This is a genomic window from Streptomyces sp. NPDC091279, assembly GCF_044757465.1.
Lineage (GTDB): Bacteria > Actinomycetota > Actinomycetes > Streptomycetales > Streptomycetaceae > Streptomyces.
This window is the reverse complement of the sequence record NZ_JBIVVA010000004.1, coordinates 530,174-556,800: the sequence shown is the minus strand read 5'-3', so window position 1 is coordinate 556,800 and position 26,627 is coordinate 530,174. Positions and strand designations below refer to the sequence as shown.

At 71.8% G+C, this 26,627-nt stretch carries 26 protein-coding genes; 25 read left to right on the top strand and 1 reads right to left on the bottom strand.

Annotated elements, in window-relative coordinates; genetic code table 11:
- The 5 genes from ACIQOU_RS12935 (at nt 1) to ACIQOU_RS12915 (ending at nt 5,035) form a co-directional block, all read left to right on the top strand.
- Nucleotides 1–879: a polysaccharide deacetylase gene (locus tag ACIQOU_RS12935; RefSeq protein ID WP_401536560.1), complete on the top strand. Its 879-nt coding sequence runs from the start codon at nt 1–3 to the stop codon at nt 877–879.
- A 216-nt stretch (nt 880–1,095) separates the two neighbouring features.
- Nucleotides 1,096–2,439 carry an MFS transporter gene (locus ACIQOU_RS12930; protein WP_401536558.1) on the top strand — a complete coding sequence of 448 codons (1,344 nt, stop codon included), beginning with the start codon at nt 1,096–1,098 and terminating at the stop codon, nt 2,437–2,439.
- Complete coding sequence (locus tag ACIQOU_RS12925) at nt 2,432–3,208, top strand: SDR family NAD(P)-dependent oxidoreductase (RefSeq protein ID WP_401536556.1); 777 nt, start codon at nt 2,432–2,434, stop codon at nt 3,206–3,208. The genes ACIQOU_RS12930 and ACIQOU_RS12925 overlap by 8 nt, the downstream gene beginning before the upstream one ends.
- A 49-nt stretch (nt 3,209–3,257) precedes the next feature.
- Nucleotides 3,258–4,001 (top strand): SDR family NAD(P)-dependent oxidoreductase, encoded by a 744-nt coding sequence (locus ACIQOU_RS12920; protein WP_401536555.1) that lies wholly within the window; start codon nt 3,258–3,260, stop codon nt 3,999–4,001.
- On the top strand, nt 4,001–5,035 hold the full coding sequence (locus ACIQOU_RS12915) for a hypothetical protein (protein ID WP_401536553.1): 1,035 nt from the start codon (nt 4,001–4,003) through the stop codon (nt 5,033–5,035). Before ACIQOU_RS12920 ends, ACIQOU_RS12915 begins: the two co-directional genes overlap by 1 nt.
- Before the next feature lie 260 nt (nt 5,036–5,295).
- On the opposite strand, the gene ACIQOU_RS12910 is transcribed toward ACIQOU_RS12915, so the two are convergent.
- The gene (locus tag ACIQOU_RS12910) at nt 5,296–5,967 is read right to left on the bottom strand and encodes a GntR family transcriptional regulator (protein WP_401536551.1); all 672 of its coding nucleotides are present in this window, start codon (nt 5,965–5,967) and stop codon (nt 5,296–5,298) included.
- A gap of 83 nt (nt 5,968–6,050) precedes the next feature.
- Between ACIQOU_RS12910 and ACIQOU_RS12905 the strand changes: the two genes are divergently transcribed.
- The 20 genes from ACIQOU_RS12905 to ACIQOU_RS12810 all read left to right on the top strand — a co-directional run bounded on the left by ACIQOU_RS12905 (nt 6,051) and on the right by ACIQOU_RS12810 (nt 26,438).
- The gene (locus ACIQOU_RS12905; RefSeq protein WP_401536550.1) at nt 6,051–6,473 is read left to right on the top strand and encodes a VOC family protein; all 423 of its coding nucleotides are present in this window, start codon (nt 6,051–6,053) and stop codon (nt 6,471–6,473) included.
- Nucleotides 6,470–7,231 carry an SDR family NAD(P)-dependent oxidoreductase gene (locus tag ACIQOU_RS12900; protein WP_401536547.1) on the top strand — a complete coding sequence of 254 codons (762 nt, stop codon included), beginning with the start codon at nt 6,470–6,472 and terminating at the stop codon, nt 7,229–7,231. Before ACIQOU_RS12905 ends, ACIQOU_RS12900 begins: the two co-directional genes overlap by 4 nt.
- Nucleotides 7,232–7,525: 294 nt before the next feature.
- The gene (locus tag ACIQOU_RS12895) at nt 7,526–8,260 is read left to right on the top strand and encodes a hypothetical protein (protein ID WP_401536546.1); all 735 of its coding nucleotides are present in this window, start codon (nt 7,526–7,528) and stop codon (nt 8,258–8,260) included.
- 27 nt (nt 8,261–8,287) lie between these two features.
- Nucleotides 8,288–8,872: an NADPH-dependent FMN reductase gene (locus ACIQOU_RS12890; protein ID WP_401536545.1), complete on the top strand. Its 585-nt coding sequence runs from the start codon at nt 8,288–8,290 to the stop codon at nt 8,870–8,872.
- An 86-nt stretch (nt 8,873–8,958) separates the two neighbouring features.
- Nucleotides 8,959–10,578 carry an NAD(P)/FAD-dependent oxidoreductase gene (locus ACIQOU_RS12885; RefSeq protein ID WP_401536544.1) on the top strand — a complete coding sequence of 540 codons (1,620 nt, stop codon included), beginning with the start codon at nt 8,959–8,961 and terminating at the stop codon, nt 10,576–10,578.
- Between the two features lie 41 nt (nt 10,579–10,619).
- Complete coding sequence (locus ACIQOU_RS12880; protein WP_401536543.1) at nt 10,620–12,080, top strand: cation:proton antiporter; 1,461 nt, start codon at nt 10,620–10,622, stop codon at nt 12,078–12,080.
- Between the two features lie 5 nt (nt 12,081–12,085).
- Nucleotides 12,086–13,564, top strand: a complete 1,479-nt coding sequence (locus ACIQOU_RS12875; protein ID WP_401536541.1) for an FAD-dependent monooxygenase — start codon at nt 12,086–12,088, stop codon at nt 13,562–13,564.
- A gap of 16 nt (nt 13,565–13,580) precedes the next feature.
- On the top strand, nt 13,581–13,910 hold the full coding sequence (locus tag ACIQOU_RS12870; RefSeq protein WP_401536540.1) for a TcmI family type II polyketide cyclase: 330 nt from the start codon (nt 13,581–13,583) through the stop codon (nt 13,908–13,910).
- Nucleotides 13,907–15,178, top strand: coding sequence for a beta-ketoacyl-[acyl-carrier-protein] synthase family protein (locus ACIQOU_RS12865; RefSeq protein ID WP_401536538.1), 1,272 nt, complete (start codon nt 13,907–13,909; stop codon nt 15,176–15,178). The genes ACIQOU_RS12870 and ACIQOU_RS12865 overlap by 4 nt, the downstream gene beginning before the upstream one ends.
- The gene (locus tag ACIQOU_RS12860; protein WP_401536537.1) at nt 15,175–16,389 is read left to right on the top strand and encodes a ketosynthase chain-length factor; all 1,215 of its coding nucleotides are present in this window, start codon (nt 15,175–15,177) and stop codon (nt 16,387–16,389) included. The genes ACIQOU_RS12865 and ACIQOU_RS12860 overlap by 4 nt, the downstream gene beginning before the upstream one ends.
- Before the next feature lie 169 nt (nt 16,390–16,558).
- On the top strand, nt 16,559–16,819 hold the full coding sequence (locus tag ACIQOU_RS12855) for an acyl carrier protein (protein ID WP_401536536.1): 261 nt from the start codon (nt 16,559–16,561) through the stop codon (nt 16,817–16,819).
- Nucleotides 16,820–16,903: 84 nt separating this feature from the next.
- On the top strand, nt 16,904–18,583 hold the full coding sequence (locus tag ACIQOU_RS12850) for an NAD(P)/FAD-dependent oxidoreductase (protein WP_401536534.1): 1,680 nt from the start codon (nt 16,904–16,906) through the stop codon (nt 18,581–18,583).
- A 98-nt stretch (nt 18,584–18,681) separates the two neighbouring features.
- Nucleotides 18,682–19,464, top strand: coding sequence for a 3-oxoacyl-ACP reductase FabG (gene fabG / locus ACIQOU_RS12845; protein WP_401536533.1), 783 nt, complete (start codon nt 18,682–18,684; stop codon nt 19,462–19,464).
- Between the two features lie 31 nt (nt 19,465–19,495).
- Nucleotides 19,496–20,440, top strand: a complete 945-nt coding sequence (locus ACIQOU_RS12840; RefSeq protein WP_401536532.1) for an aromatase/cyclase — start codon at nt 19,496–19,498, stop codon at nt 20,438–20,440.
- Between the two features lies 1 nt (nt 20,441).
- Nucleotides 20,442–22,508, top strand: a complete 2,067-nt coding sequence (locus tag ACIQOU_RS12835; RefSeq protein ID WP_401536531.1) for an SDR family NAD(P)-dependent oxidoreductase — start codon at nt 20,442–20,444, stop codon at nt 22,506–22,508.
- A gap of 65 nt (nt 22,509–22,573) precedes the next feature.
- Entirely contained in the window at nt 22,574–23,707 is a 1,134-nt protein-coding gene (locus ACIQOU_RS12830; RefSeq protein ID WP_401536529.1) for an MFS transporter, read from the top strand.
- 65 nt (nt 23,708–23,772) lie between these two features.
- Entirely contained in the window at nt 23,773–24,537 is a 765-nt protein-coding gene (locus ACIQOU_RS12825) for an SDR family oxidoreductase (RefSeq protein WP_401536527.1), read from the top strand.
- A gap of 18 nt (nt 24,538–24,555) precedes the next feature.
- Nucleotides 24,556–25,191: an NAD(P)-dependent oxidoreductase gene (locus ACIQOU_RS12820; RefSeq protein WP_401536525.1), complete on the top strand. Its 636-nt coding sequence runs from the start codon at nt 24,556–24,558 to the stop codon at nt 25,189–25,191.
- Nucleotides 25,192–25,240: 49 nt separating this feature from the next.
- Entirely contained in the window at nt 25,241–25,954 is a 714-nt protein-coding gene (locus ACIQOU_RS12815; protein ID WP_401536524.1) for a class I SAM-dependent methyltransferase, read from the top strand.
- Between the two features lie 73 nt (nt 25,955–26,027).
- The gene (locus ACIQOU_RS12810) at nt 26,028–26,438 is read left to right on the top strand and encodes an antibiotic biosynthesis monooxygenase family protein (RefSeq protein ID WP_401536523.1); all 411 of its coding nucleotides are present in this window, start codon (nt 26,028–26,030) and stop codon (nt 26,436–26,438) included.
- Nucleotides 26,439–26,627 lie beyond the last annotated feature (189 nt).

Genomic DNA, 26,627 nt, shown 5'->3' with positions numbered 1-26,627 from the left:
ATGAGCAAGGACATCCGTGTCGCCATCGGTGTGGACGTGGACGCCGTCGCGGGCTGGCTCGGCTCGTACGGCGGCGAGGACTCGCCGTGCGACATCTCGCGGGGCATGTTCGCCGGCGAGGTCGGCGTGCCGCGCATCCTGCGGCTGCTGGAGCGGCGGGACATCAGGACGACCTGGTTCATCCCCGGGCACTCCATCGAGACGTTCCCTGACCAGACCCGGATGGTCGTCGACGGCGGGCACGAGATCGGGGTGCACGGCTACTCGCACGAGAACCCGATCGCGATGACCCGCGAGCAGGAGAGCGCCGTTCTCGACCGGGGCATCGAGCTGGTGGAGAGCGTCTCCGGGCGCCGCCCGACCGGCTATGTCGCCCCCTGGTGGGAGTTCTCGCCGGTCACCAACGAACTGCTGCTGGAACGCGGCATCAAGTACGACCACTCGCTGATGCACAACGACTTCTCCCCCTACTACGTGCGGGTCGGCGACAGCTGGACGAAGATCGACTACTCGTTGCCGGCCGAGCAGTGGATGAAGCCGCTGGTGCGGGGCGAGGAGACCGGTCTCGTCGAGATCCCCGCGAACTGGTACCTGGACGACCTGCCGCCCATGATGTTCGTCAAGGCGAGCGCCAACAGCCACGGTTTCGTCAACCCGCGCGACCTGGAGCAGATGTGGCGTGACCAGTTCGACTGGGTGTACCGCGAGATGGACTACGCGGCCTTCACGATGACGATCCACCCCGATGTCTCGGGCCGTCCGCAGAACCTGCTGATGCTGGAGCGGCTGATCGAGCACATCAGCGGCCACGAGGGCGTGACCTGGTCCACCTTCGACGAGATCGCCGACGACTTCGTCGCCCGCACCCCCCGCGCCTGACCCGTATCGCCCCGCCCTGCCCCCCTGTCTCGCCTGTCTCGCCTGTCTCCTCTGTCTCCCCTGTCCGCGTGGGACGGTGGCCCGCACCCTCCCGTCCCACGCCCCGCCCGCCGATCCTCCCGGTCGGCGCCGCGCCCGCCCGCCGCGTTCTCCCCCACCGTGTGCCGGGTTCCCGCAGGTTCGCGTTCTCCCCTCCCCGATGAAGGGTGCTTCCCGATGTCCGCTCCGTCCACCGGCACATCCGCCGGCCCGACCGTCGAGGCCACCAGAGCGTTTCCCCGGGTCGGCGTGCGCGCCACCCGCAAGGCGACCGTGATCGCCTTCCTGGCCTGGCTGTTCGCCGTCTACGACTACATCCTCTTCGGCACCCTGCTGCCCGAGATGTCCCAGCACTTCGGCTGGGACACCGCGACCGCCTCCATGGTCTCCACCCTCATATCCGTCGGCACGGCCGTGGTCGCGCTGTGCGTCGGTCCGGTCGTCGACCGCATCGGCCGCCGCAAGGGCATGATCCTCACCGTCTCCGGCACCGCCCTCGCCTCCGCCGCGACCGCGATCACCCCCGGCGCCGGATACCTCATCGGCGTCCGGGCGCTCGGCGGGCTCGGCCTGTCGGAGCAGGCCGTCAACGCCACGTACCTCAACGAGATCTACGCGGTCACCGAGGACGAGAAGATCAAGAAGCGTCGCGGGCTGGTCTACAGCCTGGTGCAGGGCGGCTGGCCGCTCGGCGTGCTGCTCGCCGCCGCCTTCACCGCCGTCTTCCTCCCGCTGGTGGGCTGGCGGGGCTGCTTCCTCATCGCGGTCTTCCCGGCCCTGCTGATCGCGGTGGCCCGGCGCGGACTCAAGGAGTCCCCGCAGTTCGACCTGGAACGGGAGCTGCGCGCGCTGCGCAAGCAGGGCCGCACCGAGGAGGCCGCCGCGCTCGCCCGTTCCTACGGGGTCGAGGAGCAGCCGGGCGCCCCGCTGGCGGCGATCTTCCGCGGCACCGCGCTGCGCAACACCCTGGTCCTCGGCTTCGCCTGGATCGTCAACTGGTTCGGCATCCAGGTCTTCAGCGTCCTCGGCACCACCGTGCTGACCGAGGGCAAGGGCGTCAGCTTCACCGGGTCGCTGATCATGCTGATCGTCATCAACGCCGTCGGCTACCTCGGCTACGTGTTCCACGGCTGGATCGGCGACCGGTTCGGGCGGCGCACCATCATCGGGGTCGGCTGGCTCGTCTCCGGGCTGTTCTTCACGCTCACGCTCACCGTCGCGCACGGCACCGTCGCGGTCGTGGCCTGTTACTCGCTCGGCATGTTCTTCCTGGTCGGGCCGTACGCCGCGCTGCTCTTCTACATGGGCGAGTGCTACGACACCAGTTGCCGGGCGACCGGGACCGCGTTCCTCAACGCCCTCTCCCAGCCCGGCGCGATCGTCGCCGGTCTCATCGTCACCGCGCTGCTCGCCTCCGGCACGGGGTGGAACAGCGCGGCGCTGCTCGTCGGCGCGATCGGGACGTCGGTCTCCGGTCTCGTCATGTTCGCCGCCCGAAAGGTGGAGTCCCTCCATGGCTGAGTCCCACGACGACCGGCCGGTCGCGGTGATCACCGGCGCCGCCAGCGGCATCGGGGCGGCGCTCGCCGTCAGCTACGCCCGCGCCGGTGTCCGGACCGTCCTCGGCACCTTCCCCGGTGACCCCCATGACCCCGAACTGACCGCCCGCGCGGTCGCCGACGCCGGTGGCGTGTGCGTCGTCCAGGAACTCGACGTGCGCTCCAGCGCCCAGACCGAGGTGTTCGCGCAGCGGGCGCTCGACGAGTGGGGGCGGCTGGACATCGCCGTCGCGGGCGCGGGGATTCTGCGCCGGGCGGCGCTGGCCGACCTCGACGACGACACGTGGGACGACCTGCTCCAGGTCGACCTGACCGGCGTGCTGCGCACGTTCCGTTCGGCGGCGGCGCGGATGGCGGGGCCGGGGGCGCTGGTCGCCGTGTCGTCGATCGCGGGCGGCGTGTACGGCTGGGGTGAGCACGCGCACTACGGCGCCGCCAAGGCCGGGGTGTTCGGCCTGGTGCGCAGCCTCGCCGTGGAGCTGGCGCCCCGGGGCATCCGCGTCAACACCCTGGTCCCCGGCTATGTGGTGACCCCGCAGTCCCTCGACCCGGTCAACTCCCTCGGCCCCGAGGGCCTTGAGCGGGCGGGGCTCGGCATTCCGCTGGGCCGGGCGGGGCGTCCCGAGGAGATCGCCGACGTGATCCGTTTCCTCACCTCGCCCCAGGCCTCCTACCTCACCGGTCAGGAGATCGTCGTCGACGGCGGGCTCACGATCCGCATGCCGACCTGAGACCCTCCGGCCCCGCGACGTCTCGACGACCGCTCGAAAGGAATCAACCATGCAGGTCCTGGCAGACCGCACCGCGCTGGTGGTCGGCGCGGCGGGCGGTATCGGCGCCGCCATCGCGACGGCGTTCCGCGCGCAGGGTGCCCGGGTGATCGTCGCCGACCGGGACGGTGCGGGTGCCCGCGCGGCGGCGCTCGCCACCGGGGCGGTCGGCTCGGTCGCCGTGGACATCACCGACGAGGCGTCGGTGGCCGCCGCGGTGGCGGAGGCGCAGGAGTTGCTGGGCGGCGACGGGATCGACATCCTCGTCAACTCGGCCGGCGTCCTCACCGAGTCCCCGGTCACCGAGATGTCCCTCGCGACCTGGTCGCAGACGCTCGCCGTGGACCTCACCGGGGTGTTCCTGTGCTGCCGCGCCGTGCTGCCCGGCATGATCGCGCGGGGCCACGGGCGCATCATCACCATCGCCTCCCAGCTCGGCATCAAGGGCGGCACCGGCCTCGCCCACTACGCCGCCGCGAAGGCGGGGGTCATCGGCTTCACCAAGTCGCTGGCCCTGGAGGCCGCCCCGGACGGCGTCCTCGTCAACGCGATCGCCCCGGGGCCCGTCGAGACGGCGATGGTCGACGGCATCACCGAGGAGTGGAAGCGGGCGAAACGGGCCGAGCTGCCCCTCGGTCGCTTCGGCCGCCCGGAGGAAGTCGCCCCCACCGCCGTCCTGTTGGCCTCCGACCCGGGCGGCAACCTCTACGTCGGACAGACCCTCGGCCCGAACTCCGGGGACGTGATGCCCTGATGTGCGGCGCGTGCGGCACCCGGACGGCGGGCGACTGGGCGAGCCCCGTCACGTCCGGCATCGCCGCCCGCGCGGCGGTCGCGGCGGCCCTCGCCCGCCTCACCGGCCGCGTCCGCCCGACGGCCCGCCCCGGCGGCTGGCTCCTGACCGGCCCCACCGGCTCGGTCACCTCCTGCGCCACCCTCACGGAACTCGTGACACGAGCGAGAGCGACGGCCGGCCCGAACGCCGCCATCGGAACGACGCCGGACACCCAGGCACGCTCCGGCCCCCTCACGCTCCCACCCCGAGACCACCGCCGCCCGGTCATCATCACGGTCGGCCCGCTACCGGGCCACCTCCTCAGCCCGAACGTCGAGACGGAGCCGAGCCCCGGCCGCCTCACCGCAGCACCGGCACGGGACGACCAAGGGGCTGCCGGATCTCAGCCGAACGTCGAGGTGGAGCCGAAGCCGGCCCCGGAGGCGAGGCCCAGCCGCCTCACCGCACCAGCACGGAACCCCCGACGGACTGCCCCACTTCAGCCGAACGACGACGTCGAGCCCAGGCCGGACACGGAGGCACCGTCCAGACACCCCGCCGTACCGGCACCGGCGGCCCTCGTCGCCGCCGACTCGGTCCCCGCTCACCCCGTCCAACCGGCGTTGGATATCTGGCGCGTGGAGACGCAGGACGAGGCCAGGGGCGCCGTGCGGAGCCTCGCGAGCGCTCCGCAGGCCGCACGGCACTACCTCGGCGGGCTGCACGGGGTGACCGCGGACTGGGGGTGCCCGGCGCTGGCGGTGCCTGCCGTGGCTGATCCGCGGGCGGCGGCCGATCTCGCCGTCTGGCTGGAGTGGGCACGTCAGGAGGGGCGCTTCGACTCCGTCGCTGTCGAGCTGCGGGTGCCCCTCAGCGAGGACGCGGCTCTGGATGTGGAGGTACGGGCGGGGCTCGTGGTGCGGGCACGGCCGGTTCCGGTGCGGGCGGGGTGTGCGGCGGCGGCTGGGGCGGGGGCGCGTCGTGAGGAGGGCGGGGCGGGGACGTCTCACTGACGCGCCGGGCGCGACCTGGCCCCGAGGTCACAAGACACGGTAGGCCCTGGGCTCCGGACCGCCGGACCACTCAGGCTCCGGGCCGCCTACCCTCCCGGGCTCCGGTCACCGGACCACCCGGCCAACCGACCCACCCGGACTCCGGGCCAACCGACCCACCCGGACCCCGCTCGCCGGAACCCGGCTGCCCAGCCCTCCCCGGCTCCGGTCACCGGGTCCCCGGTTGACCCGCCCAGCCGACCGCCCCCGTCGGCAAGGCCTCACAGTGCGAGGTGTTTCAGCAAGCCTCGGCGGGCTGCGTCGACGTGCTCCTCTGCGTAGGCGGCCAGTGTCTCCTGGTCGGCGGAGGCCAACAGGCGGGCCAGTTCACGGTGTTCGGCGACCACGCGGGCGCTGTAGTGGGCGTGGCCGACGGTGATCCGGCGCAGCTGGAACAGGTACGTCGGGGAACGCACCGCGCGCCAGGCGCTGTTGAGGCGTCGGTTGCCGGCGATGTCGTAGATCCGGTCGTGGAAGGCGATGTCGAGGGCGAGGAGGCGGGGACCGTCGGCCGCACCGGCCACCTCCGCCGCCATCTCCTCCACCAGGCCGTCCAGCGCGGCCAGTTGACCGGCGTCCGCGACCGCGTGGGCGGTCGTCGCCGCCAGCCGGTCGAGCGCCGCGCGCAGGGTGTAGACCTCCTCGACGTCCTGCCGGGTCACGTCGATGACACTGGCGCCACGGTGCCAGGCGCTGCGGACCAGCCCCTCGTTCTCCAGCAGGGCGAGCCCCTCGCGCACCGAGCCCCGGCTGACGTCGAGGGAGGCCGCGAGGTCGATCTCGCGCAGGGGTGCGCCGGGCGGGAAGTGCCCGGCGAAGATCGCGTCGCGGACGAGGTCGGCGACCTCCGTGGCCAGTCCGCGTCTCTTCGCCTTGGGCAGCGCAGCAGTCATGTCCCAATGTTGACATTCGGACAAGGGGCGGGGCAAGCTCGGAGGACGGTCTTCATCGACGCCCACCCGTGAGGAGCTGCGGCATGTCCCACCGTCCAGCGGTGCATCTGGCCCTCGCGGTCGACGATCTGGGCGCGGCGCGCGCGTTCTACGGCGGCGTTCTCGGTCTCGCCGAGGGGCGTTCCACGGACCACTGGATCGACTGGGACCTGCGCGGCCACCAGCTGGTGACGCACCTCTCCGTCGGCGGGCCCGCAGCGGAGGCGACGAGTGCGGTCGACGGGCACGCGGTGCCGATCCCGCACTTCGGACTGCTGCTCACGGACGGGGAGTTCGGGGAGTTCGCCGACCGGCTCCGGGCGGCCGGTACCGCGTTCCTGATCGAGCCCTACCTCCGCTTTCCCGGTGAGCCGGGCGAGCAGTGGACGATGTTCTTCCGCGACCCGGCGGGCAACGCGCTGGAGTTCAAGGCGTTCCGCGACGAGTCGAAGGTCTTCGCCTCATGAGGCGGGTCCTGGTGACGGGCGCCTCCCGGGGCATCGGCCGGGCGGTGGCGCGGGCGTTCGCCGCGTCCGGTGACCGCGTGGCCGTGCACTACGCGACGCGGTCCGAGGACGCGGCACGCACCCTGGAGCAGCTGTCCGGCGAGGGCCATGTCCTGGTCGGCGGCGACCTCTCCGACCCGCGGACGGCGCGCGAGGTCGTCGACGAGGCCGTGCGCGCCCTCGGCGGGGTCGACGTCCTGGTGAACAACGCGGGGCTGGCGCCGGGCGCCGACAACCGGCACGCGGTGGCGGAGGTCTCCTACCAGGAGTGGCAGGACATCTGGCAGCGCATGATCCAGGTCAATCTGATGAGTGCCGTGAACGTGACCTACGGGGTCGCGCGGCACCTCATCGACCGGGGCGAGCCGGGCCGCATCGTCAACGTCGGTTCCCGCGGCGCCTTCCGGGGCGAGCCGGACTTCCCGGCCTACGGCGCCGGCAAGGCCGCGCTGCACGCCTTCGGGCAGTCGATGGCCGTCTCCCTCGCGCCGCACGGCATCGCGGTGTCCTCGGTGGCGCCCGGTTTCATCGCGACCGAGCGGCAGGCCGACAAGCTGGCCGGTCCCGACGGTGAGGCGCTGCGCGACCAGAGCCCCTTCGGCCGGGTCGGCACGCCCGAGGAGGTGGCCGCCGCCGTGCTCTACCTCGCCTCGGCGGACGCCGCCTGGGCCTCCGGCACGGTCCTCGACGTCAACGGCGCCTCCTACCTGCGCACCTGACACGCACCCCGCGTCGCACTCCGCCGCCGCACGGCTCACGTCTTCCCCGCTCTTGAGGCGCGTGGATTTCGGAGTTCATTCATAGACGGCTTGGTTATCTCGCATAGATTCGGCGGCAATATTCCGCAGATCCGCGCAGTTGGGAATGGATCGCCCCGTCAAACACGCAGCACACCCGCACGCCTGTGACCCCGGTCACTATGGGGGTTGATTGACCGTGCCGAACAGGTCACTGTTCACTGGCGCTGTTCGAACCCCCCATTCCTGCACCGCGTAGGTGTCTGGAGGTCTGCCGTGCGGCGGGAGTATTCGGAGAATCGACTGCTTTCCCGGGCCGGCCCACTGAACGTCCTGGGCCATCCGGATTCGGTCAGCTCCGTCGTGGAAATTCTGCATGTGCGTGAGGGCGACGAGCCCGAAGGTGTGGCCGGACAGTCCGTCGCCCGCTGGCTGGTGGACGCGTGGCCCGCCGGACTGCTCTCCCTGAACTGTTTCATCAGCTTCGACCGCACGACCGTCTGCGTGATGGGCCAGTGGTCCTCCCACCACTCGCTGCTGCGGACGGTGCGCCATCTCGGCAACGGCGCCGAGTCCGGTGCGGTCCGCTGCGACGAGGGGCTGCGCGGTCTGAGCGCCGTGCGCTACCGCGTCTACCAGCGGGTCGGCGCACCGGTGCGGGAGCAGCCGGTGCGGGAGCAGCGCGGCACCGGGTGCGTGAACGTCGTCGTCCGGCCGATGCCCGACCGCTCGTTCGCGAAGAGGTGGATCGACGCGGTTCTGGACCGGTACCGGGAGATCTCCGAGGCGCCGTTGTGGAGAGAGGGAAGTTTCCACATCAGCGCCGACGGAAGATCCGTTCTCATCTATTCGGAATGGGACTCCAAAGGTGTTCATGACCTTCATATGGAGACCATGCGGCGCGAGCTGGGAGATCTTTTCGCCGGGCTGCCCGAGCCGCGCAGTGCTCAGCAGTACACGCATCACCGGAGTCTGAACGCTGTCATTTCTGCACCGGCGCGCGACAGCTAATCCCTTGCCAAGGCGGAAGGAGTGGTTATGCCGATCAGTGTGCTGCGCCTGGCGATTCTGACAGCCAGTACCAGGACCGGGCGTATGGGTCTGACGATCTCCGGATGGCTCGACGGGGTCGTGAAGGAGCACCCGGAATTCGAGCCGGACACCGTGCACCTGGCGGACTATCCGCTGCCGCCGGCGCCGTCGCTCCAGCCGGGTCCCGAGGTGCGGGTCCTGGCCGAGCGGCTGGCCGAGCGGCTGGCGCGGGCGGACGCGTTCGTCATCGTGACCCCGGAGTACAACCACAGCTTTCCGGCGGCGCTGAAGATCGCCGTGGACTGGAACTACGTGCAGTGGCAGGCCAAGCCCGTCGCGTTCGTGTCCTACGGCGGGCGCAGTGGCGGACTGCGGGCGGTGGAGCAGCTCCGGCAGGTGTTCGGCGAGCTGCACGCGGTCACCCTGCGGGACGGGGTCAGTTTCCACGCGCCCGGCGACACGTTCGACGGTTCGGGACAGCCCACGGATCTGGACGGCTGCGGCAGCGCGGCGAAGACGATGCTCGATCAACTGGCGTGGTGGGGGCGGGTTCTGGCGAACGCACGGCGCGAACAGCCCTACGGGTCCTGACGGACCTGGCCGTGCGGTCCGCACTACATCGCAGCCCCTCGCAGCCCTCGCAGCCCTCGCAGCCCTCGCAGCCGGAAGGACGGATCATGACGCGTGTCGCGTCCAGCCCCCCGCACGCAGACAGGTACGACGTCGCCCTCATCGGTTCAGGACTGGCCGGCGGCATTCTCGGCACGGTCCTGGCGCGCAACGGTGTCCGGGTGCTGCTGCTCGACGCCACCACGCATCCGCGGTTCGCGGTCGGTGAGTCGACCATCCCGTATACCTCGGCGATGGCGGAGGTGATCGCCGAGCGGTACGGGGTGCCCGAGGTGGGCGCCCTGGCCAGTTTCGCCGGGGTGCGTTCGCGGATCAGCCCGATGTGCGGCCAGAAACGGAACTTCGGCTTCGTCCATCACGAGGTGGGGCGGGCGCCCCGGCACGACCGGGTGAACCAGGAGGTCATCCCGGAGTACCAGGGCACCGAGACCCATCTGTTCCGGCAGGACGTCGACGCCTACTTCTTCCACCTCGCGGTGCGCTGCGGCGCCGAGCCCCGGCTCAACACGCGGATCACCGGGATCGAGACGGATGCCGACCGGGGTGTGGTGTGCCGTTCCGACCGGGGTGAGGAGTTCCGGGCCGCGTATGTGGTGGACAGCAGTGGGTTCCGGTCGCCGGTGGCGCAGGCCTTCGGGTTGCGGGACGAACCCACCCGGGCCCGCGCCCATTCGCGGTCGCTGTTCACGCACATGATCGGGGTGGAGCCGTTCGACGACATGGCGGCGGCGCGGGCCTGCGATCCGCTGGTGCCGTGGCATCAGGGCACGCTGCACCATGTCTTCGACGGCGGCTGGCTGTGGGTCATCCCGTTCGACAATTACAAGGGCGCGCCCAACCCGTTGTGCAGCGTCGGGCTGACCCTGGACGAGCGGGTGTTCCCCCCGGGCACGCTCGCGGGGCAGCAGGAGTTCGACGCCTTCCTGCGCCGTTTCCCGAGGATCGCCGAGCAGTTCCGTACCGCGAAGGCGGTCCGCCCCTGGGTGAGCACCGGGCGGTTGCAGTACTCGGCGCACCAGACGGTGGGCGACCGTTACTGTCTGACCGCGCACGCCGCCGGGTTCATCGACGCGCTCTACTCCCGGGGGATGACGAACACCCTGGAGGTCGTGAACTCCCTTGCCTGGCGGCTGATCCGGGCCGTCGAGGAGGACGACTGGTCGACGGAGCGGTTCGCCTATGTCGACCGTCTTCAGCAGGGGTTGTTCGACGTGCACGACGATCTGGTCTACAGCTCGTTCGTGGGCTTCCGTGACTACGCGTTGTGGAACGCCGTCACCCGGGTCTGGAAGGCCACCAGCATCCTCACCACGATGACCGCCCAGAAGGCCCTGCGGGACTTTCGCCGCGACCGGGACGAGGGCGCCCTGCTCGCGCTGGAGAGTGACCACCACCCGGGGCTGCCGGGCCCGTTCGGCGCCGATGTGTCCCGACTGCTGGTGTTCACGCGGGAGTTGTGTGCCGCCGTGGAGGCCGGGGCGCTGCCTGCCCAGGAGGCGGCGGCCACCCTCTTCACTCATCTGCGGAACGCCGAATTCCTGCCGCCGCCACTGGAGTTGGGCGTGCCGGAGAACCGGATGTCCGAGGCGACGGCGGACGTCGTCGCGCGGATCACCGAATGGGGCCGCACCCGGGCCCCCGAGCAGGTCCGCGCCCTGTTCGTCTGAGCGCGCCCGACTCGATCCCCCTCAGCCGGGAGTCACGAGTGATGAGCAGTCCACCGACCTTCACCCCCCTGCCCCAGGTGCCCGTGCACCATCTGCTGGTCTTCCTGCTCCAGGTGTCCAGCCTGCTCGCGCTCGCCCTGCTGCTCGGCGCCCTGGCCACCAGGCTGCGACTGCCCGCTGTCGTCGGCGAGTTGGCGGCCGGCGTGCTGCTCGGCCCGTCGGTGTTCGGGCATCTCAGCGCGCGGGGCTGGCAGTGGCTGTTCCCGCACGCCGAGCAGCAGGTGCACATGCTGGACGCGCTGGCGCAGGTCGGGGTGTTGCTGCTGGTCGGGCTGACCGGGACGCAGCTGGACACCGGGCTGATCCGCAGGCGGGGTGCCACGGCGGTGCGGGTGAGCCTGGCCGGGCTGCTGGTTCCGCTGGGTGCCGGGATCGGCCTCGGGTATCTGCTGCCGGGGCAGATCCTGACCGGCGCGGGGCGGGCGACGTTCGCGGTGTTCCTGGGGGTCGCGATGTGTGTCAGCGCGCTGCCCGTCATCGCCAAGACCCTCAGCGACATGAAGCTGGACCATCGCGACGTGGGTCAACTGATCCTGGTCGCCGCGATGTTCGACGACGCGGTGGGCTGGTTCCTGCTCTCGGTGGTGTCGGCCATGGCGGCCGGCCGGGTGCACGCCGGTGAGGTCGCCGTCACCGCCGCGCTGCTGGTCGCCTTCGTGCTCGCCGCGCTGCTGATCGGGCGGCCTCTGGTGCGGTCGGCGTTCCGGCTGGCCGGGCGGGGCGAGGACGACGGCCCCACCGTGGCGACGGCGGTCGTCGTCGTCCTCTGCGGCGCGGCCGTCTCCCAACTCCTCGGCCTGGAGCCGATCTTCGGGGCTTTCGTCGCCGGGGTCCTCATCGGCTCGCCCGGCCGGGGCGCCACGGCCCCGACCCGGCGGCTGGCCGCGCTGCGGACGTTCGTGCGGTGGGTGGCGGCCCCGCTCTTCCTGGCCACGGCGGGGCTGCGGATGGACCTCGCGACGCTGGCCCGGCCGACGATCGCGCTGACCACGCTCGCGGTGCTCGTGGTGGCCATGGCCGGGAAGCTCGTCGGGGCGTTCCTGGGCGGGCGGCTGTCCGGGCTGTCGGCGCGGGAGAGCTGGGCCGTGGGCGCGGGCCTGAACGCGCGCGGCGTCGTCGAGGTGACGATCGGCCTGGTGGGACTGCGCCTGGGTGTCCTCACGTCGGCCACCTACACGACGATCGTCGTGGTCGCCCTCCTCACGTCGGTCGTCGCGGCCCCGGCGCTGCGGGTGCTGATGAGCGGCGTCGACGTCACCGCCGAGGAACGCCTGCGGCGCACCGCCCTGGACAGCTGGTCCCCGCGCCACGAGTCCGACCCCACGCCCCGCAGACAGACCCCCAACGGCCGCCTTTTACAGGGCTGTTGGCATCGCACCACCGGACAACGCACGGGACACGCACCGGACTCGACACGAACCGCCGGCTCGGAGAGGGACTGATTCGGATGGATGCTGCCGTCATCGTCGTGGGCGCCGGACCCACCGGGCTGATGCTCGCCGGTGAACTGAAGCTCGCGGGCGCCGATGTCATCGTGCTGGAGCGGCGCGAGGGACCGGCGGGGCAGTCCCGGGGGCTCGGCTTCACCTCACGCACCATGGAGATCTTCGACCAACGCGGCCTGCTCCCCCGTTTCGGCCCCATGGTGACCGGGGACACCGGGCACTTCGCCGGTATCCCGCTGGACTTCGGCGTCCTGGGCGCGGTCCACCGGGCGGCCAAGACGGTCCCCCAGTCGCAGACCGAGGCGGTCCTCACCGACCGGGCCCTCGAACTCGGCGCCGACCTGCGCCGGGGCACCGAGGTCACCGACGTCGTGGCCGGGGACGAGGAGGTCGAGGTCGTCGTGCGGGACGCCGCCGGGGCCGGGCGGCTGCGCGCCGCCTACGTGGTGGGCACGGACGGGGGCCGCAGCACGGTCCGCCGGTCGGCCGGCTTCGCGTTCCCCGGCACCGGGTCCACCCGGGAGATGATGCTCGCCGACGTCCGCGGCATCGACGTCGCGCCCCGCATGACCGGCGAACGGCTGCCCGGCGGCACCGTGATGGCCGCGCCGCTGCCCGACGGGACGACCCGCCTCGTCGTCATCGAACACGGCACCCACCCCGGCGACCGGGCCGCCCCGCTCACCTACGACGACGTGGTGGCGGCCTGGAAACGGCTCACCGGCGAGGACATCTCGCACGGCGAACCGGTGTGGCTGAGCGCGTTCGGCGACGCCGCCCGCCAGGTCACCCGGTACGCCAAGGGCCGCGTCCTGCTCGCCGGGGACGCCGCCCACATCCACCTCGCGGCCGGCGGCCAGGGCATGAACGTCGGCGTCCAGGACGCGCTCAACCTCGGCTGGAAGCTCGCCGCGGTGACCCGGGGCCACTGCCCGGCCACGCTCCTCGACAGCTACCACGACGAACGGCACCCGGTCGGCGAGCGGGTGCTCCTCAACACCCGGGCGCAGGGCCACCTCATCCTCGGCGACGACGCCGTCCAGCCGTTGTGGAACGTGCTGGCCGAGCTGACCCGCTACCCAGACGTACAGCGTCATCTCGCGGCCATGGTCAGCGGATCGGAGATCCGCTACGACCTCGCGGCGGGCAGCCACCCGCTCCTCGGGAGGCGGCTGCCGCACTGGGAGACCACCACCGCGAACGGCGCCACCAGCACCACGGCGCTGCTGCGCACGGGCCGTGGCCTGCTGCTCGACCTGGCCGGCAGCGCGGTGCTCGGCGCGCGGGCCGCGGCCTGGACCCATCGGGTGGACCTCGTCACCGCCGTCGGCCCGACGACGGGTGAGGCGGCCGGGGCGACCAGCGCGGTCCTGGTCCGCCCCGACGGCCATGTGGCGTGGGCGGCGCCGGGCACCCACCAGGGCCTGACCTGGGCACTGGAGCGTTGGTTCGGCCCGCCCCGGGCCGGACGGAACAAGTGAAACGGAGTGCGAGACCATGCACAGCAACCTGATCGTCGCCCGGATGGAGCCCGGCTCCGGCGCGGACGTGGCGCGGCTCTTCGGGGCCTTCGACGCCACCGGCATGCCCGCGCGGATGGGCACGGTACGGCGCCAGCTCTTCCACTACCGAGGCCTCTACTTCCACGTCCAGGACTTCGCCTCGGACGACGGCGGCCACCGGATCGAGGACGCCAAGGGCGACCCGCTGTTCCGGCGGATCAGCGACGACCTCAAGCCGTTCGTCACCGCCTACGACCCGGCCACCTGGCGGTCCCCGGCCGACGCGATGGCCACCCGCTTCTACGCCTGGGAGCGCACGGCATGACCGGTCGCAGGGTGGTCATCACCGGGATCGGGGTGCTCGCCCCCGGCGGGCGGGGCACCAAGGAGTTCTGGAACCTGCTGCGCAGCGGGCGCACCGCGACCCGCACCCTGTCGGCGTTCGATCCGGCGCCGTTCCGTTCCCGGGTCGCCGCCGAGATCGACTTCCGGCCCGAGGAGCACGGGCTCGGGGCCCAGGAGGTCCGCCGGATGGACCGGGCCGCGCAGTTCGCGGTGGTCAGCGCGCGGGAGGCGGCCGTCGACAGCGGGCTGGTCTTCAGCGACGTCGATCCGCACCGGATGGGCGTGGCGATCGGCACGGCGGTCGGCGCCACCATCGGCCTGGAGAACGAGTACCGGGTGGTGAGCGACGACGGGCGGCTCACCCTGGTCGACCATCACTACGCGCCGGCCCAGCTGTACCAGTACATGGTGCCGAGTTCGTTCGCGACCGAGGTGGCGTGGGCGGTGGGTGCGGAGGGGCCCGGCACGGTGGTGTCCACCGGCTGCACCTCGGGGATCGACGCCGTCGGCTACGCGGCCGGGCTCATCCGTGAGAACGCCGCCGACATCATGATCAGCGGGGCCACCGACGCGCCGATCTCACCGATCACGGTCGCCTGTTTCGACGCGATCAAGGCGACGAGCGTCTACAACGACGATCCGGAGCACTCCTCGCGCCCCTTCGACCGTTCACGCAGCGGTTTCGTGCTCGGCGAGGGCGCGGCGGGGCTGGTCCTTGAGGAGTACGAGAGCGCCAGGCGGCGCGGCGCGCACGTCTACGCGGAGATCGTCGGGCACGCGACGCGCTCCAACGCCTACCACATGACGGGGTTGCGCGCGGACGGCCGGGAGATGGCCGAGGCGATCACGGCGGCGCTCGACGAGGCCCGCCTCGACCCCACGGACGTCGACTATGTGAACGCGCACGGGTCGGGGACGCGGCAGAACGACCGGCACGAGACGGCGGCCATCAAGCGCGGCCTGGGCGCGCACGCGCATCGGATTCCGGTGAGTTCCATCAAGTCGATGATCGGGCACTCGTTGGGGGCCATCGGCTCGATCGAGATCGCCGCCTCCGCGCTGGCCATCGAGCACGACACGGTGCCGCCGACCGCCAACCTGCACTGCCCGGACCCCGAACTCGACCTGGACTATGTGCCGTTGACGGCCCGGGACTGGAAGACGGATGTGGTGCTGAGCGTGGGCAGCGGGTTCGGCGGGTTCCAGAGCGCGATCGTGCTGGCGGCCCCCGACAGGCGCAGGGCATGAGCGGGGCCGCGGTCGTCACCGGGCTCGGGGTGATCGCCCCGAACGGCGAGGGCGTCGAGGAGTACTGGACGGCGTGTCTGAAGGGCCGGTCCGGGATCGGGACCGTCGCGCGCTTCGACGTCGGGCGGTATCCGGTGACGCTCGCCGGGGAGGTGTCCGGGTTCCGGGCCGAGGACCATCTGTCGCAGAAGCTGATCCGCCAGAGCGACCGGATGACGCAGCTGGCGCTGGTGGCGGCGGACTGGGCGCTGGCCGATCTGGGCGTGGACGCCGACCGGTTCGGCGAGTTCGGCGCGGGTGTGGTGACAGCGAGTTCGGCGGGCGGCTTCGAGTTCGGGCAGCGGGAGCTGGAGAACCTGTGGCGGCGCGGCCCCCAGTATGTGAGCACGTATCAGTCGTTCGCCTGGTTCTACGCGGTGAACACCGGGCAGATCTCGATCCGGCACGGGCTGCGCGGGCCCGGCGGAGTGGTGGTCACGGAGCAGTCGGGCGGGCTCGACGCGCTCGCGCAGGCCCGCCGGCAGATCCGGCGCGGAACGGCGCTGATGCTGTGCGGCGGGGTCGACGGCGCCGTCTGCCCCTGGGGCTGGGCGGCGCAGCTCACGGCGGAGCGGATGAGCCGGTGCGCCGATCCGGACCGGGCGTATCTGCCCTTCGACCGGGAGGCGTCGGGCCATGTCGCGGGCGAGGGCGGGGCGTTGCTGGTCCTGGAGGACGGGGCGGCGGCGCGGGCCCGGGGCGCCCGGCAGATCTACGGCGAGATCGCGGGGTACGCGGCGACGATGGACCCCCGGCCCGGCAGCGGGCGTGAGCCGTCGCTGCGGCGGGCGGTCGAGTCGGCGGTGCGGGACGCCGGGGTCGAACCGGCCGACGTGGACGTCGTGTTCGCCGACGGGGCCGGGGTGCCGGACCTGGACGCGGCGGAGGCCGCCGTCATCGAGGGGGTCTTCGGGCCGGGCGGGGTCCCGGTCACCGTCCCGAAGACCATGACCGGCCGCCTCAACGCCGGTGCGGCCTCCCTCGACACGGCGACCGCGCTGCTGTCCCTCCGTGACGGTGTCATCCCGCCGACGGTCAACGTCCGTCCCGCCCCCGAATTCCACCTGGACCTGGTCGTCGACGCCCCCCGCCCGGCACCGGTGCGCACGGCGCTGGTGATCGCCCGGGGCCACGGCGGCTTCAACTCGGCCCTGGTCATACGGACGTTCTGAACACCGGGGGCCTGAACGCCCCTCGGCAACGGGCCCGCCACGCATCCACCTCCCCATCGCCTCACCGGACATCGCCTCACCAGCCCCTCAACTCCACACCCCGCCCACGGCGTTCAAGTCCCGCGCACCTCACCCCCGACCTCAGCCTCCTCGGATATGGAGCACCGACATGCGTGATGCCTTCACCGTCCATGACCTCAAGCGCGTGCTCAGCGAAGGGGCGGGGGACGACGGCGGGTTGAGCGGGGACCTGCTCGACACGCCCTTCGGCGACCTCGGGTTCGAGTCGCTGGCCCTGCTGGAGACGGGCGCGGTCATCGGCCGCGAGTTCGCCGTGGACCTCGACGACTCCCTGCTCCACGACATCCGCACCCCGCGCGAGCTGATCGACCTCGTCAACGCCCGGCTGTCGGCGCCCTCCGGTGACTAGGGCAGGCCCCGGCCCTCACCGGCCCCCGGACAGCAGGCCGCCGGCGTACCCGTGCCGCGCGTTCCACGAAAGGAATGAGACACCGTGACTTCCCCACGACTGCCGAACACCGCCCGCGAAGTCCGTGACTGCGACGTCCTGATCCTGGGAGCGGGCCTCGCGGGTTCCGTGACCGCGGCGATCCTCGCGCGCCAGGGCGCCGACGTCGTCTTGGTGGACGCGGGCCATCATCCGCGTTTCGCGGTGGGCGAGTCGATGAATCCGCAGTTGGTCGAGTGGCTGCATGTGCTGGCGGCCCGGTTCGACGTTCCGGAACTGGAACATCTGCTGGACAACAAGCGGGTCGCGACATTCCTCGGACCGAAGCACGGGAGGAAGCAGAGTTTCGGCTTTGTGACGCAGCGCAGGGGCGAGGAGCCCGACCCCACCGAAGCCACCATGTTCATCATCCCGAAGCTCCTCACCGAGGCCAGTCATCTCTACCGGCAGGACTCCGACTCCTACTACTTCCATGTCGCCGCGAGGTACGGGACGACGCTCCGCCAGGACTGGCTGGCCACGGATCTCGACTTCGGTGAGGACCATGTCACCGTCACCGGGAAGAACGGCGAGACATTCCGGGCCAAGTATCTGATCGACGCCAGTGGATTCCGTTCGCCGCTGGCCCGGGAGTTCCAGCTGCGGGACGATCCGCCACGGCAGAAGCATCACGCGCGGTCGCTGTTCACGCATTACGTGGGCATCAAGCCGTACGACGACGTGTGCCGTTATCCGAAGGAGCTGCGCCCGCCGGCGCCTTTCCACGGGGGGACGCTGCACCATCTCATCGAGCGCGGCTGGTTCTGGATCATTCCGTTCGACAATCATCCGGCCTCCAAGAACCCGGTGTGCAGTGTCGGGCTCACCTTCGACGAACGCCTCTATCCGAGGGCGAGGGATCTCACCCCGGACGAGGAGTTCCACCACTACCTGGATATGTACCCGGCGGTGAAGCGGCAGTTCGAGGGGGCCAGCAGGGTCCGTGAGTGGGTGTCGGCCGACCGCATCCAGTACTCGTCCAGCCGGACCGTGGGACACCGCTGGTGTCTGATGTCGCATGCGGCGGGTTTCGTCGACCCGCTGTACTCCCGGGGTCTGTCGAACACCTTCGAGGTGGTCGACGCGCTGGTCAGCCGCATCCTCCCGGCCCTGCGCGACGGGGACTTCTCGACGCGGCGGTTCGAGTACGTGGAGAAACTGGAGCAGGGTCTCCTGCACTACAACGACGAGATCGTCAACATGTCCTACATCTCCTTCTCCCATTTCCGGCTCTGGAACGCGGTGTTCAGGCTCTGGGGGTGTTTCAGCACGCAGGCGGGAATGCGGCTGATCCGCGCCCGGCAGCAGTTCGCGGCGACCGGGGACGACCGGTACTTCAAGGAGCTGGAGGATTCCCCGTACACGGGTCTGTGGTGGCCGGACAGCAAGGAGTTCAAGGAACTCTTCGACCGGTCGGTGGAGATCTGCGGGAAGTACGAGGCCGGGGAGCTGGACGGGGACGCGGCGGCCGATCTCATCTTCGGGATGATCCGTGACTGCGATGTCGTCATCACGGCCATGGGCTGGAAGGACGAGCAGCACCGCTATTTCCTTCCCTCCACCCTCACGATGATGAAGTTCATGTGGTGGGCGAATCTCAAAGCCCCCCATGACATGCGCGAGTTGGGCCGGGCGACCCTGCTGGCGATCGTGAAAGCGGGCCTGCGCGGAAAGAAAGTCACCTGACCCGCCACCCGCATTCCTGGACGCGGGCGCGAAAAAGGCAGGACCCGACGGCACAGAGAAACCGACGGCACAGAGAACCGGAGAAGGTCGGAGGAACCATGGCACAGGAGAAGCCGGTGGCGCTGGTCACCGGAGCCACCAGCGGGATCGGGCTCGCCACGGCGCGCCATCTCGCCGAGCGCGGGCACCGGGTGTTCATCGGCGCCCGCACCGCCCAGCACGTGGAGACCACCGCGAAGTCCCTCGGGCAGGAGGGCCACGACGTCGACGGCCTGGCCCTCGACGTGTGCTCCGGCGCGGACGTCGCCGCGTTCGTGCGGGCCGCGGTGGAGCGGTTCGCGCCCGTCGACGTCCTGGTGAACAACGCCGGACGCTCCGGCGGCGGGATCACCGCCGACCTCGACGACGCGACCTGGGACGCCGTCATCGCCACCAATCTCACCAGCGTCTTCCGCGTCACCCGGGAAGTCCTCAGCACCGGCGGCATGCGGGCCAAGGACCACGGGCGCATCGTCAACATCGCCTCCACCGCCGGGAAACAGGGCGTCGTCCTGGGCGCCCCCTACTCGGCCTCCAAACACGGAGTCGTCGGCTTCACCAAGGCGCTCGGCAACGAACTCGCCCCCACCGGCATCACCGTCAACGCGGTCTGCCCCGGCTATGTCGAGACGCCGATGGCGCAGACCGTGCGCCGGGGTTACGCGGCGGTGTGGGGCGTCTCCGAGGCCGAGGTGCTCCAGCGGTTCAACGCCAAGATCCCGCTCGGCCGTTACTCGACGCCCGAGGAGGTCGCCGGGCTCGTCGGCTATCTCGTCTCCGACCTCGCCGCCTCCATCACGGCCCAGGCGCTCAACGTCTGCGGCGGGCTCGGCAACTTCTGACCCGGACCACGCAAGCGAAAGGGGAGGCCGGATGCCCGGTACCGACATGACCGAGGTGGCCCACGAGGTCGCCGTCGCCGCCTCGGCCGACGTGATCTACGCGATGATCGCCGCGGTGGAGACGTGGCCCACCGTGTTCCCGCCGACGGTCCACGTCGAGCACCTGACGCGCTCCGGGACCAGCGAGCGCATCCAGCTCTGGGCCACCGCCAACGACGCCCTGAAGACCTGGACCTCCCGGCGCACCCTGCGCCCCGAGGCCCTCCGGGTCGACTTCGAGCAGGAGATCTCCACCCCGCCGGTCGCGGCGATGGGCGGCTCCTGGATCGTCGAACCGCTCACCCCGGGCTCGTCGCGGATTCGGCTGCTGCACCACTACCGGGCGGTCGACGACGACGCGGGCGCCGCTGCCTGGATCGCCCAGGCCGTGGACCGCAACTCGCACCTCGAACTCGCCGCCCTCAAAAGCACCGTGGAGGCGGTCACCGACCCGGCGGACCTGATGTTCTCCTTCGAGGACAGCGTGCGGATCAAGGCCCCGGCCGTCGCCGTCTACGACTTCATCAACGACGCCGGACGGTGGGCCGAACGCCTCCCGCACGTGTCCACGGTCGAGCTGGAGGAGGCGACTTCGGGTCTCCAGTCGTTACGGATGGAGACCATGGCGCCGGACGGACACGTCCACACCACCCGCTCCTTCCGGGTCTGCCGGCCGTCCCGGGTCATCGCGTACAAGCAGGTCGTCCTGCCCGCGCTGATGAACCTGCACATCGGGCGCTGGACCTTCCGGGAGGACGACGACGGCGTGCTCGCCACCTCCCGGCACACCGTCGTCGTCAACCCGGACCGTGTCACCGAGGTGCTCGGGCCCGACGGGGACGTGGCGGCGGCCAAGCGGCACATCCAGGGCGCCCTGAGCACCAACAGCCTGGTCACCCTGCGGCACGCCAAGGCCCACGCCGAAGGGAACGGCTGAGATGACCGCCGCGCGCGTCGTGCGGACCCAGGTCGTCGTGGTGGGCGCGGGGCCCGTCGGTCTGCTGCTCGCCGGGGAACTGCGACAGGGCGGCGCGCGGACGGTGGTCCTGGAGACACTGCCGCGCCCGACGACCGAGTCCCGGGCCTCCACCCTGCACGCCCGCACCATGGAACTCCTGCACGACCGGGGCCTGTTGGAGCCCGCGGGGCCGCTTCCGCACACGCTCACCGGGCACTTCGGGGGCCTCCCCCTCGACTTCACGGTGGCGAGCCCGTACGCCGGGCTGTGGACGTTGCCGCAGGCGCGGACCGCGCGGCTGCTGGAGGAACGGGCCCTGGCGCTGGGCGCCGACCTGCGCCGGGGGCACGAGGTGGTCCGGCTGGCGGTGACGGCCGGTCAGGTGGAGGTCGAGGCGTCGGGCCCCGGGGGGCCGCTGCGGGTGCGGGCCGAGTACGTCGTGGGCTGCGACGGCGAGCAGAGCACCGTGCGGCGGCTGGCCGGGATCACCCGCACCGGCACCCCGGCCACCCGTGAGCTGCTGCGCGCGGACGTCACCGGCGTCGAGGTCCCCGACCGCAGGTTCCAGCGCCTGGAGCGGGGGCTCGCGGTGGCGGCCAGACGGCCCGACGGCAGCACCCGGATCATGCTGCACGAGTTCGGCGCCACCCCGTCGGCCGGCGCCGTCCGGTTCCCCGCGTTCGCGGCGGCGTGGCTGCGCGTCACCGGCGAGGACATCGCGGACGCCGTCCCGGTGTGGGTCAACTCCTTCCGCGACGCGTCCTTCCTGGCCGACCGGTACCGCGCGGGCCGGGTGCTGCTGGCCGGGGACGCGGCCCACCAGCACCTGCCCATCGGCGGGCAGGCGTTGAACCTGGGCCTCCAGGACGCCGCCAACCTCGGCTGGAAACTCGCCTCGACCGTGGCCGGGCGGACCCCGGCGACCCTGCTGGACAGCTATCACGAGGAGCGGCACGCCGTGGGCAGGCGGGTGGTGCACAACATCGCCGCGCAGGCCGAACTGCTGCTCGGCCGCGCGGAGGTGGACCCGGTGCGCACGGTGCTCGGGGACCTCCTCACCCACCCCGACGCCCGCCGCCATCTCGCCCAGATGGTCAGCGGCCTGGACATCCGCTACGGCCCGGACGACGGCTCGCCCGCCCTGCTCGGCAGCCGCCTGCCGCCGACGGCCCTGCCCGCGCGGTCGGCGACGGCACTGCGTGAGGGCCGGGGCCTGCTCCTGCTGGCGGGGCTCGGCGAGGCGGAACGGGCCGCGCTGCGGCGGACGGCCGCCGCCTGGTCGGGCCGGGTCGACATCGTCGAGGGCACCGCCGTTCCCGGGCTGCCGGGGGCGCTGCTGGTGCGCCCGGACGGTCATGTGGCCTGGTTGCACGGGGGAGTTGAGCCGCTGGAGACGGCGCTGCGGCGGTGGTTCGGGACCCCGGCCGGGTCCGCCCCGGCGGGCGCCGGACGGCTGGCGGGCCGGAGCGTGCTCGTCACCCACGCCGACCGTGGCCCCGGCCGTGCGATCGCCGAACTCCTCGCGGCGCAGGGCGCGTTGGTCGCCGCGCACTGCGGCAAGGACGGCGGGGCCGCCGACGCGCTGCTCTCCTCGATCGAGGGCCGGGGTGGCCGGGCCGTCGTACTCCGCGCCGATCTGACGGACGAGGGCACGGTGGACCGGTTCCTCGACGACCTGGCGGACCTGCTCGAACTGCGCACCGGGAGCGCCGAGTTGGACGTCCTGGTGGCCACTTTCCCGCCGACCGCACGGGGTGTGCCGTTGCCCGTGGTGCGGCGGGCCGCGCTCCTGATGCGCCGGGGTGGTCTGGTCGTCGCGGTGTCGGGATCGGACGGCGACGGCATGCCGGGGCGTGTCCGGCGCTGCGCCGCGTCGCTCGCACCGCTGGGGGTCACCGTCAACGCCGTTCTCACCGAGCCGGACGAGGAGACGGACGGGCAGGTCGCGGCGGCCGTGGCGCTGCTCGCCTGCGACGAGGCGCACGCGTTCACGGGGGTGCTCCGGGTCGCCGGTTCCCGGGCGCGGGAGCGGGGGGCGCTGCGGTGAGGGCGACCCGGGCAGCGGACGTGTCGCGTGGGTCGGGGGCACTGCTGTGGACGCTGTCGGGGAACATGCTGCTCGACTCCGTCGAGGTGTCGATCATGCTGGTCGCGCTGCCGTCCATCGGCGCCGCGCTGCGCGTGTCGATGGTCACCGCGCAGTGGCTCATGAGCGGTTTCGCCGCCGGTTTCGCGGGGTTCCTGGTGCTGGGGCCCCGGCTGGTGGCGCGCTGGGACCGGCGCCGGGTGTATCTGGGCGCGCTGGCGGTGTTCGCGCCGGTGTCGGTGGTGGGCGGGCTGACCGGTGACATCCGGTTGCTGATCGCGATCCGGGTGGTGAAGGGCGGCTGTGCCGCGCTGACGGCGCCGACCGGGCTGGCCATCATCACCACCACGTTCCCCGACGGGCCCCGGCTGCGGCGGGCGGTCTCCGTCTACGCGCTGTTCGGTGCCGTCGGCTTCACGGCCGGTCTGCTGCTGTCCGGTGCGCTGGTCGAGGCGGGCTGGCGGTGGACGCTGGTCTTCCCGGCGCCCGTGGCGCTCGCGCTGCTGCTGATCGCCCGGCACGTGCTGCCGACCGGGTCCGCCGCCCCGCCCCGGACCACGACGACCCGTGCCCTGCTGCGGGCCGGGGCGCTGCGCCGTTCCATGCTGGGGGCGGCCTCGCTGAACGGGACGTACATCGGCGTGTTGCTGCTGGCCGCCTTCGATCTGAGCGGTCGGGGCTGGTCGCCCTGGCCGAGTGCGGTGGCGTTGCTCCCGGCGTCGTTGCCGCTGGTGCTGTCGATGCCGTTCGTGGGCGGTCTGGTCCAGCGGTTCGGTACGGCGCGGCTGATCGTCGCCGGTGCCGTGGCCGTCGTGACGGGGTGTGTCCTGCGGGCGCTGCTCGCCGGTTCGGGCCCGTACGGGACGGCGTGGCTGCCGGCCCTGCTGCTGGTGGAGGCGGGGTTCGTGCTGTCCTTCGCGCCGCTGAACATGCAGGTGACGGCGGGGCTGGGGGCGGCCGAGCGGCCCTGGGCGGTGGCCCTCTACCAGACGGCCGTGCAGGCGGGCGGCGTCCTGATGCTCCCGCTCACCGCGCTGCTGGCCTCGCGGTATCCGCACCGGTGGCCGGTGTCCCTGCTGGTCCTGGCAGCCGCCGCCGTCGGCCTCATAACCGCGCTCAGCGGACTGCGACGCCCGAGACCGGCGCCCCTCGAACGGTGAACTCCGGGCCACCGCACCGCCGTTGGCCCACCCCCCCACTCCCCCTCTCGGAAGGAAGCCGCAGCATGGAGAAGCTCGCAGGGAAGGTCGCGCTCGTCACGGGGGCCAGCCGGGGCATCGGCCGGGCCATCGCGACCCGCCTCGGCCGTGACGGCGCCCTGGTCGCCGTCCACTACGCGCAGAACGACGCGGCGGCCGCGGAGACGGTCGCGCTGATCGAGGCCGACGGGGGCAGCGCGTTCACGATCCGCGCACGGCTCGGCACCCCGGGCGCCGTGCACCAGTTGTTCCAGGCCCTGGAGGAGAACGCGAAGGAACGCACCGGCGAGGCCGCCCTCGACGTCATCGTCAACAACGCCGGGGTGACGTCGCTCGGGACGCCGCCGGAGGAGGTGACCGCGCAGCAGTTCGACGAGTTGTACGAGGTGAACGCCAAGGCGCCGTTCTTCATCGTGCAGCGCGGTCTGCGGACCCTGCGTGACGGCGGCCGCGTCATCAACATCTCCTCCGGCCTCACCCGGTTCGCCCACCCCGACCAGGTCGCCTATGCGATGACCAAGGCCGCCGTCGAACAGATCTCGCTGCACTTCGCCCGCCACCTGGCCGACCGGTCCATCACCGTCAACAGCGTGGCCCCCGGCATCGTCGACAACGGCAGTGCGGTCTTCGAGAATCCTGAAGCGGTACGGCAGATGGCACAGCTCTCCGCCTTCAAACGGGTCGGCGAGGGCAGGGACGTCGCCGACGTGGTGGCCTTCCTCGCCTCTCCCGACGCACGGTGGGTCACCGGGGCGTTCATCGACGCGAGCGGCGGCACGCTGCTCGGCTGAGCACAGCGGAGGCAGAGGGTGAAGATCGTGGTCTTCGGAGCGAGCGGCGGGACCGGACGGCAGGTGGTGCGGCAGGCCGCCGACGCCGGGCACCAGGTCACGGCGGTGATCAGGGCCGCCTCCCGGGCGGAGTTCACCGGCGAGCCGGTGGTGGTGGAGCGGGCCGACGTCATGGACCCGGACGCCCTCGTCCCCGTGGTCGCGGGCCAGGACGCGGTGGTGTCGGTGATCGGTTCGCGCGGCCGACGCGTGCCGACCCGCGTGCAGAGCGACGCCGCGTCGGCCATCATCACCGCGATGCGGGCCGGTGGGGTGCGCCGGCTCCTCGTGGTGAGCAACAGCGGCATGATCGACGACGGCCAGGACGGGCCGCTGACCCGGCTGTTGGTGAAGCCCGTGCTGCGTCGCGTCCTGAGACATCCCTGGGCGGACATGCGGGAGATGGAACGGCGGGTGCGCGACAGCGACCTCGACTGGACCCTGGTGCGGCCCCCGATGCTCACCGACGGTCCGCTCACCGGGACCTACCGGCAGGCGTCGGGACAGGGGCTGCGCGGCGGGGTGCGTATCTCCCGGGCCGATCTCGCGCACTGCATGGTCGGGTCTCTCGCAGATCCGCGGACCATTCGCTCGGTCATCACAGTCGGAAACTGACATCCCGACGGCAGTGAGCGCGGCGCCGTCACGCCACCCGAGGAGGAACATGAGCGACACAGCCGACCAGGACAAGGAAGTCGATTTCGACAGCGTCTATCAGGACCAGTCAAAATCCGGTGTCTCCCTGCCGTGGGACATCGGCGCCGCCCAGCCGTCCGTCGTCGCGCTGGAAAAGGCGGGCGGGTTCCACGGTGAGGTGCTCGACATCGGATGCGGTCTGGGGGACAACGCCCTTCACTTGGCCGGACTCGGATACCGGGTGACGGGTCTCGACGCCTCCGCGTGGGCCATCGGGCAGGCTCGTATCAGGGCCGCGGAGAAAGGCGTCTCCGTCGATTTCGATGTCGCCGACGCACTGGATCTCAGTGCCTATCACGGACGGTTCGACACCGTTCTCGACAGCGCGCTCTACCATTGTCTGCCGACGAAAACACGGCCCGCTTATGTGGCCGCTGTAGCCCAGGCCACGAAACCGGGTTCCCTGCTGCACATCTTCTCTTTCTCCGACCGCCTCGCGGAGAGTTTTCCGGTCCGGGTGGGTGAAAGGGAACTGCGGGAAAACCTCACCGGCGCGTGGGACATCGTCAGCCTCCACCTCACGCACTTCGACACCTCGGTGACCCGTGCGGGACTGCGCGCCAACGTGCGCGTGATGGTGCCCGAGGAGGAACTCGGCGCCGAGGTGTTCGCGGACCTGGAGACCGACGGACACGACCGGGTACGCATCCCCGTGTGGCAGGTGACCGCCGAACGCCGGTGAGGGCACCGCCGGCCCCACAGCAACGCCCCGGACCGCACCGCGCGGGCCGGGCACCGGACGACAGGAGGACGTCATGGCAGAGCAGGTCGAGCTGGGAGAGACCGCGATCACCAGGAAAACCGGGGCGACGGTCCGCATGACCGACGCCCTCATCGACCAGGAGGTGACGATGATCAACGCCTTCACCGTCCCGGCCGAGGAGTCGGAGCTGTTCCTCAGCATGTGGCGCAACAACGCGCGCGCCATGGCGGGACAGCCCGGCTTCGTCCGCGCCCGGATGCACCGCGCCCTGGACGACGGCGCGGAACTGAGGTTCGTCAACGTCGCCGAATGGGCGACCGGAGCGGATCTCGCGCGGGCGCGCAAGAATCCCGAGTGGCAGGCATTCGTGCAGCGCATGCTCGACGAACCGGGACTGCACGTGGTCGCGCGCCCCATGGTCTACGAAATCGTCCTCGACGTGCGGCCGGGGGACGAGGTCTGAGTACATTCGCATAAGTTTTCGCACAGGTTCTCGCCAGCAAACCTCACGAAGGGGAGCACAAAAGCACACGGGGTGGGGGGCCGGGCCCCCGCCCCCCCCCCCCCACACCCCCCCCCCCCCCCACAAGTGTCCCCCAAGGCCCGGCCCCCCCCCCCCCCCCGCAATTTATGCCCCGCGGGCCCCCCGGTG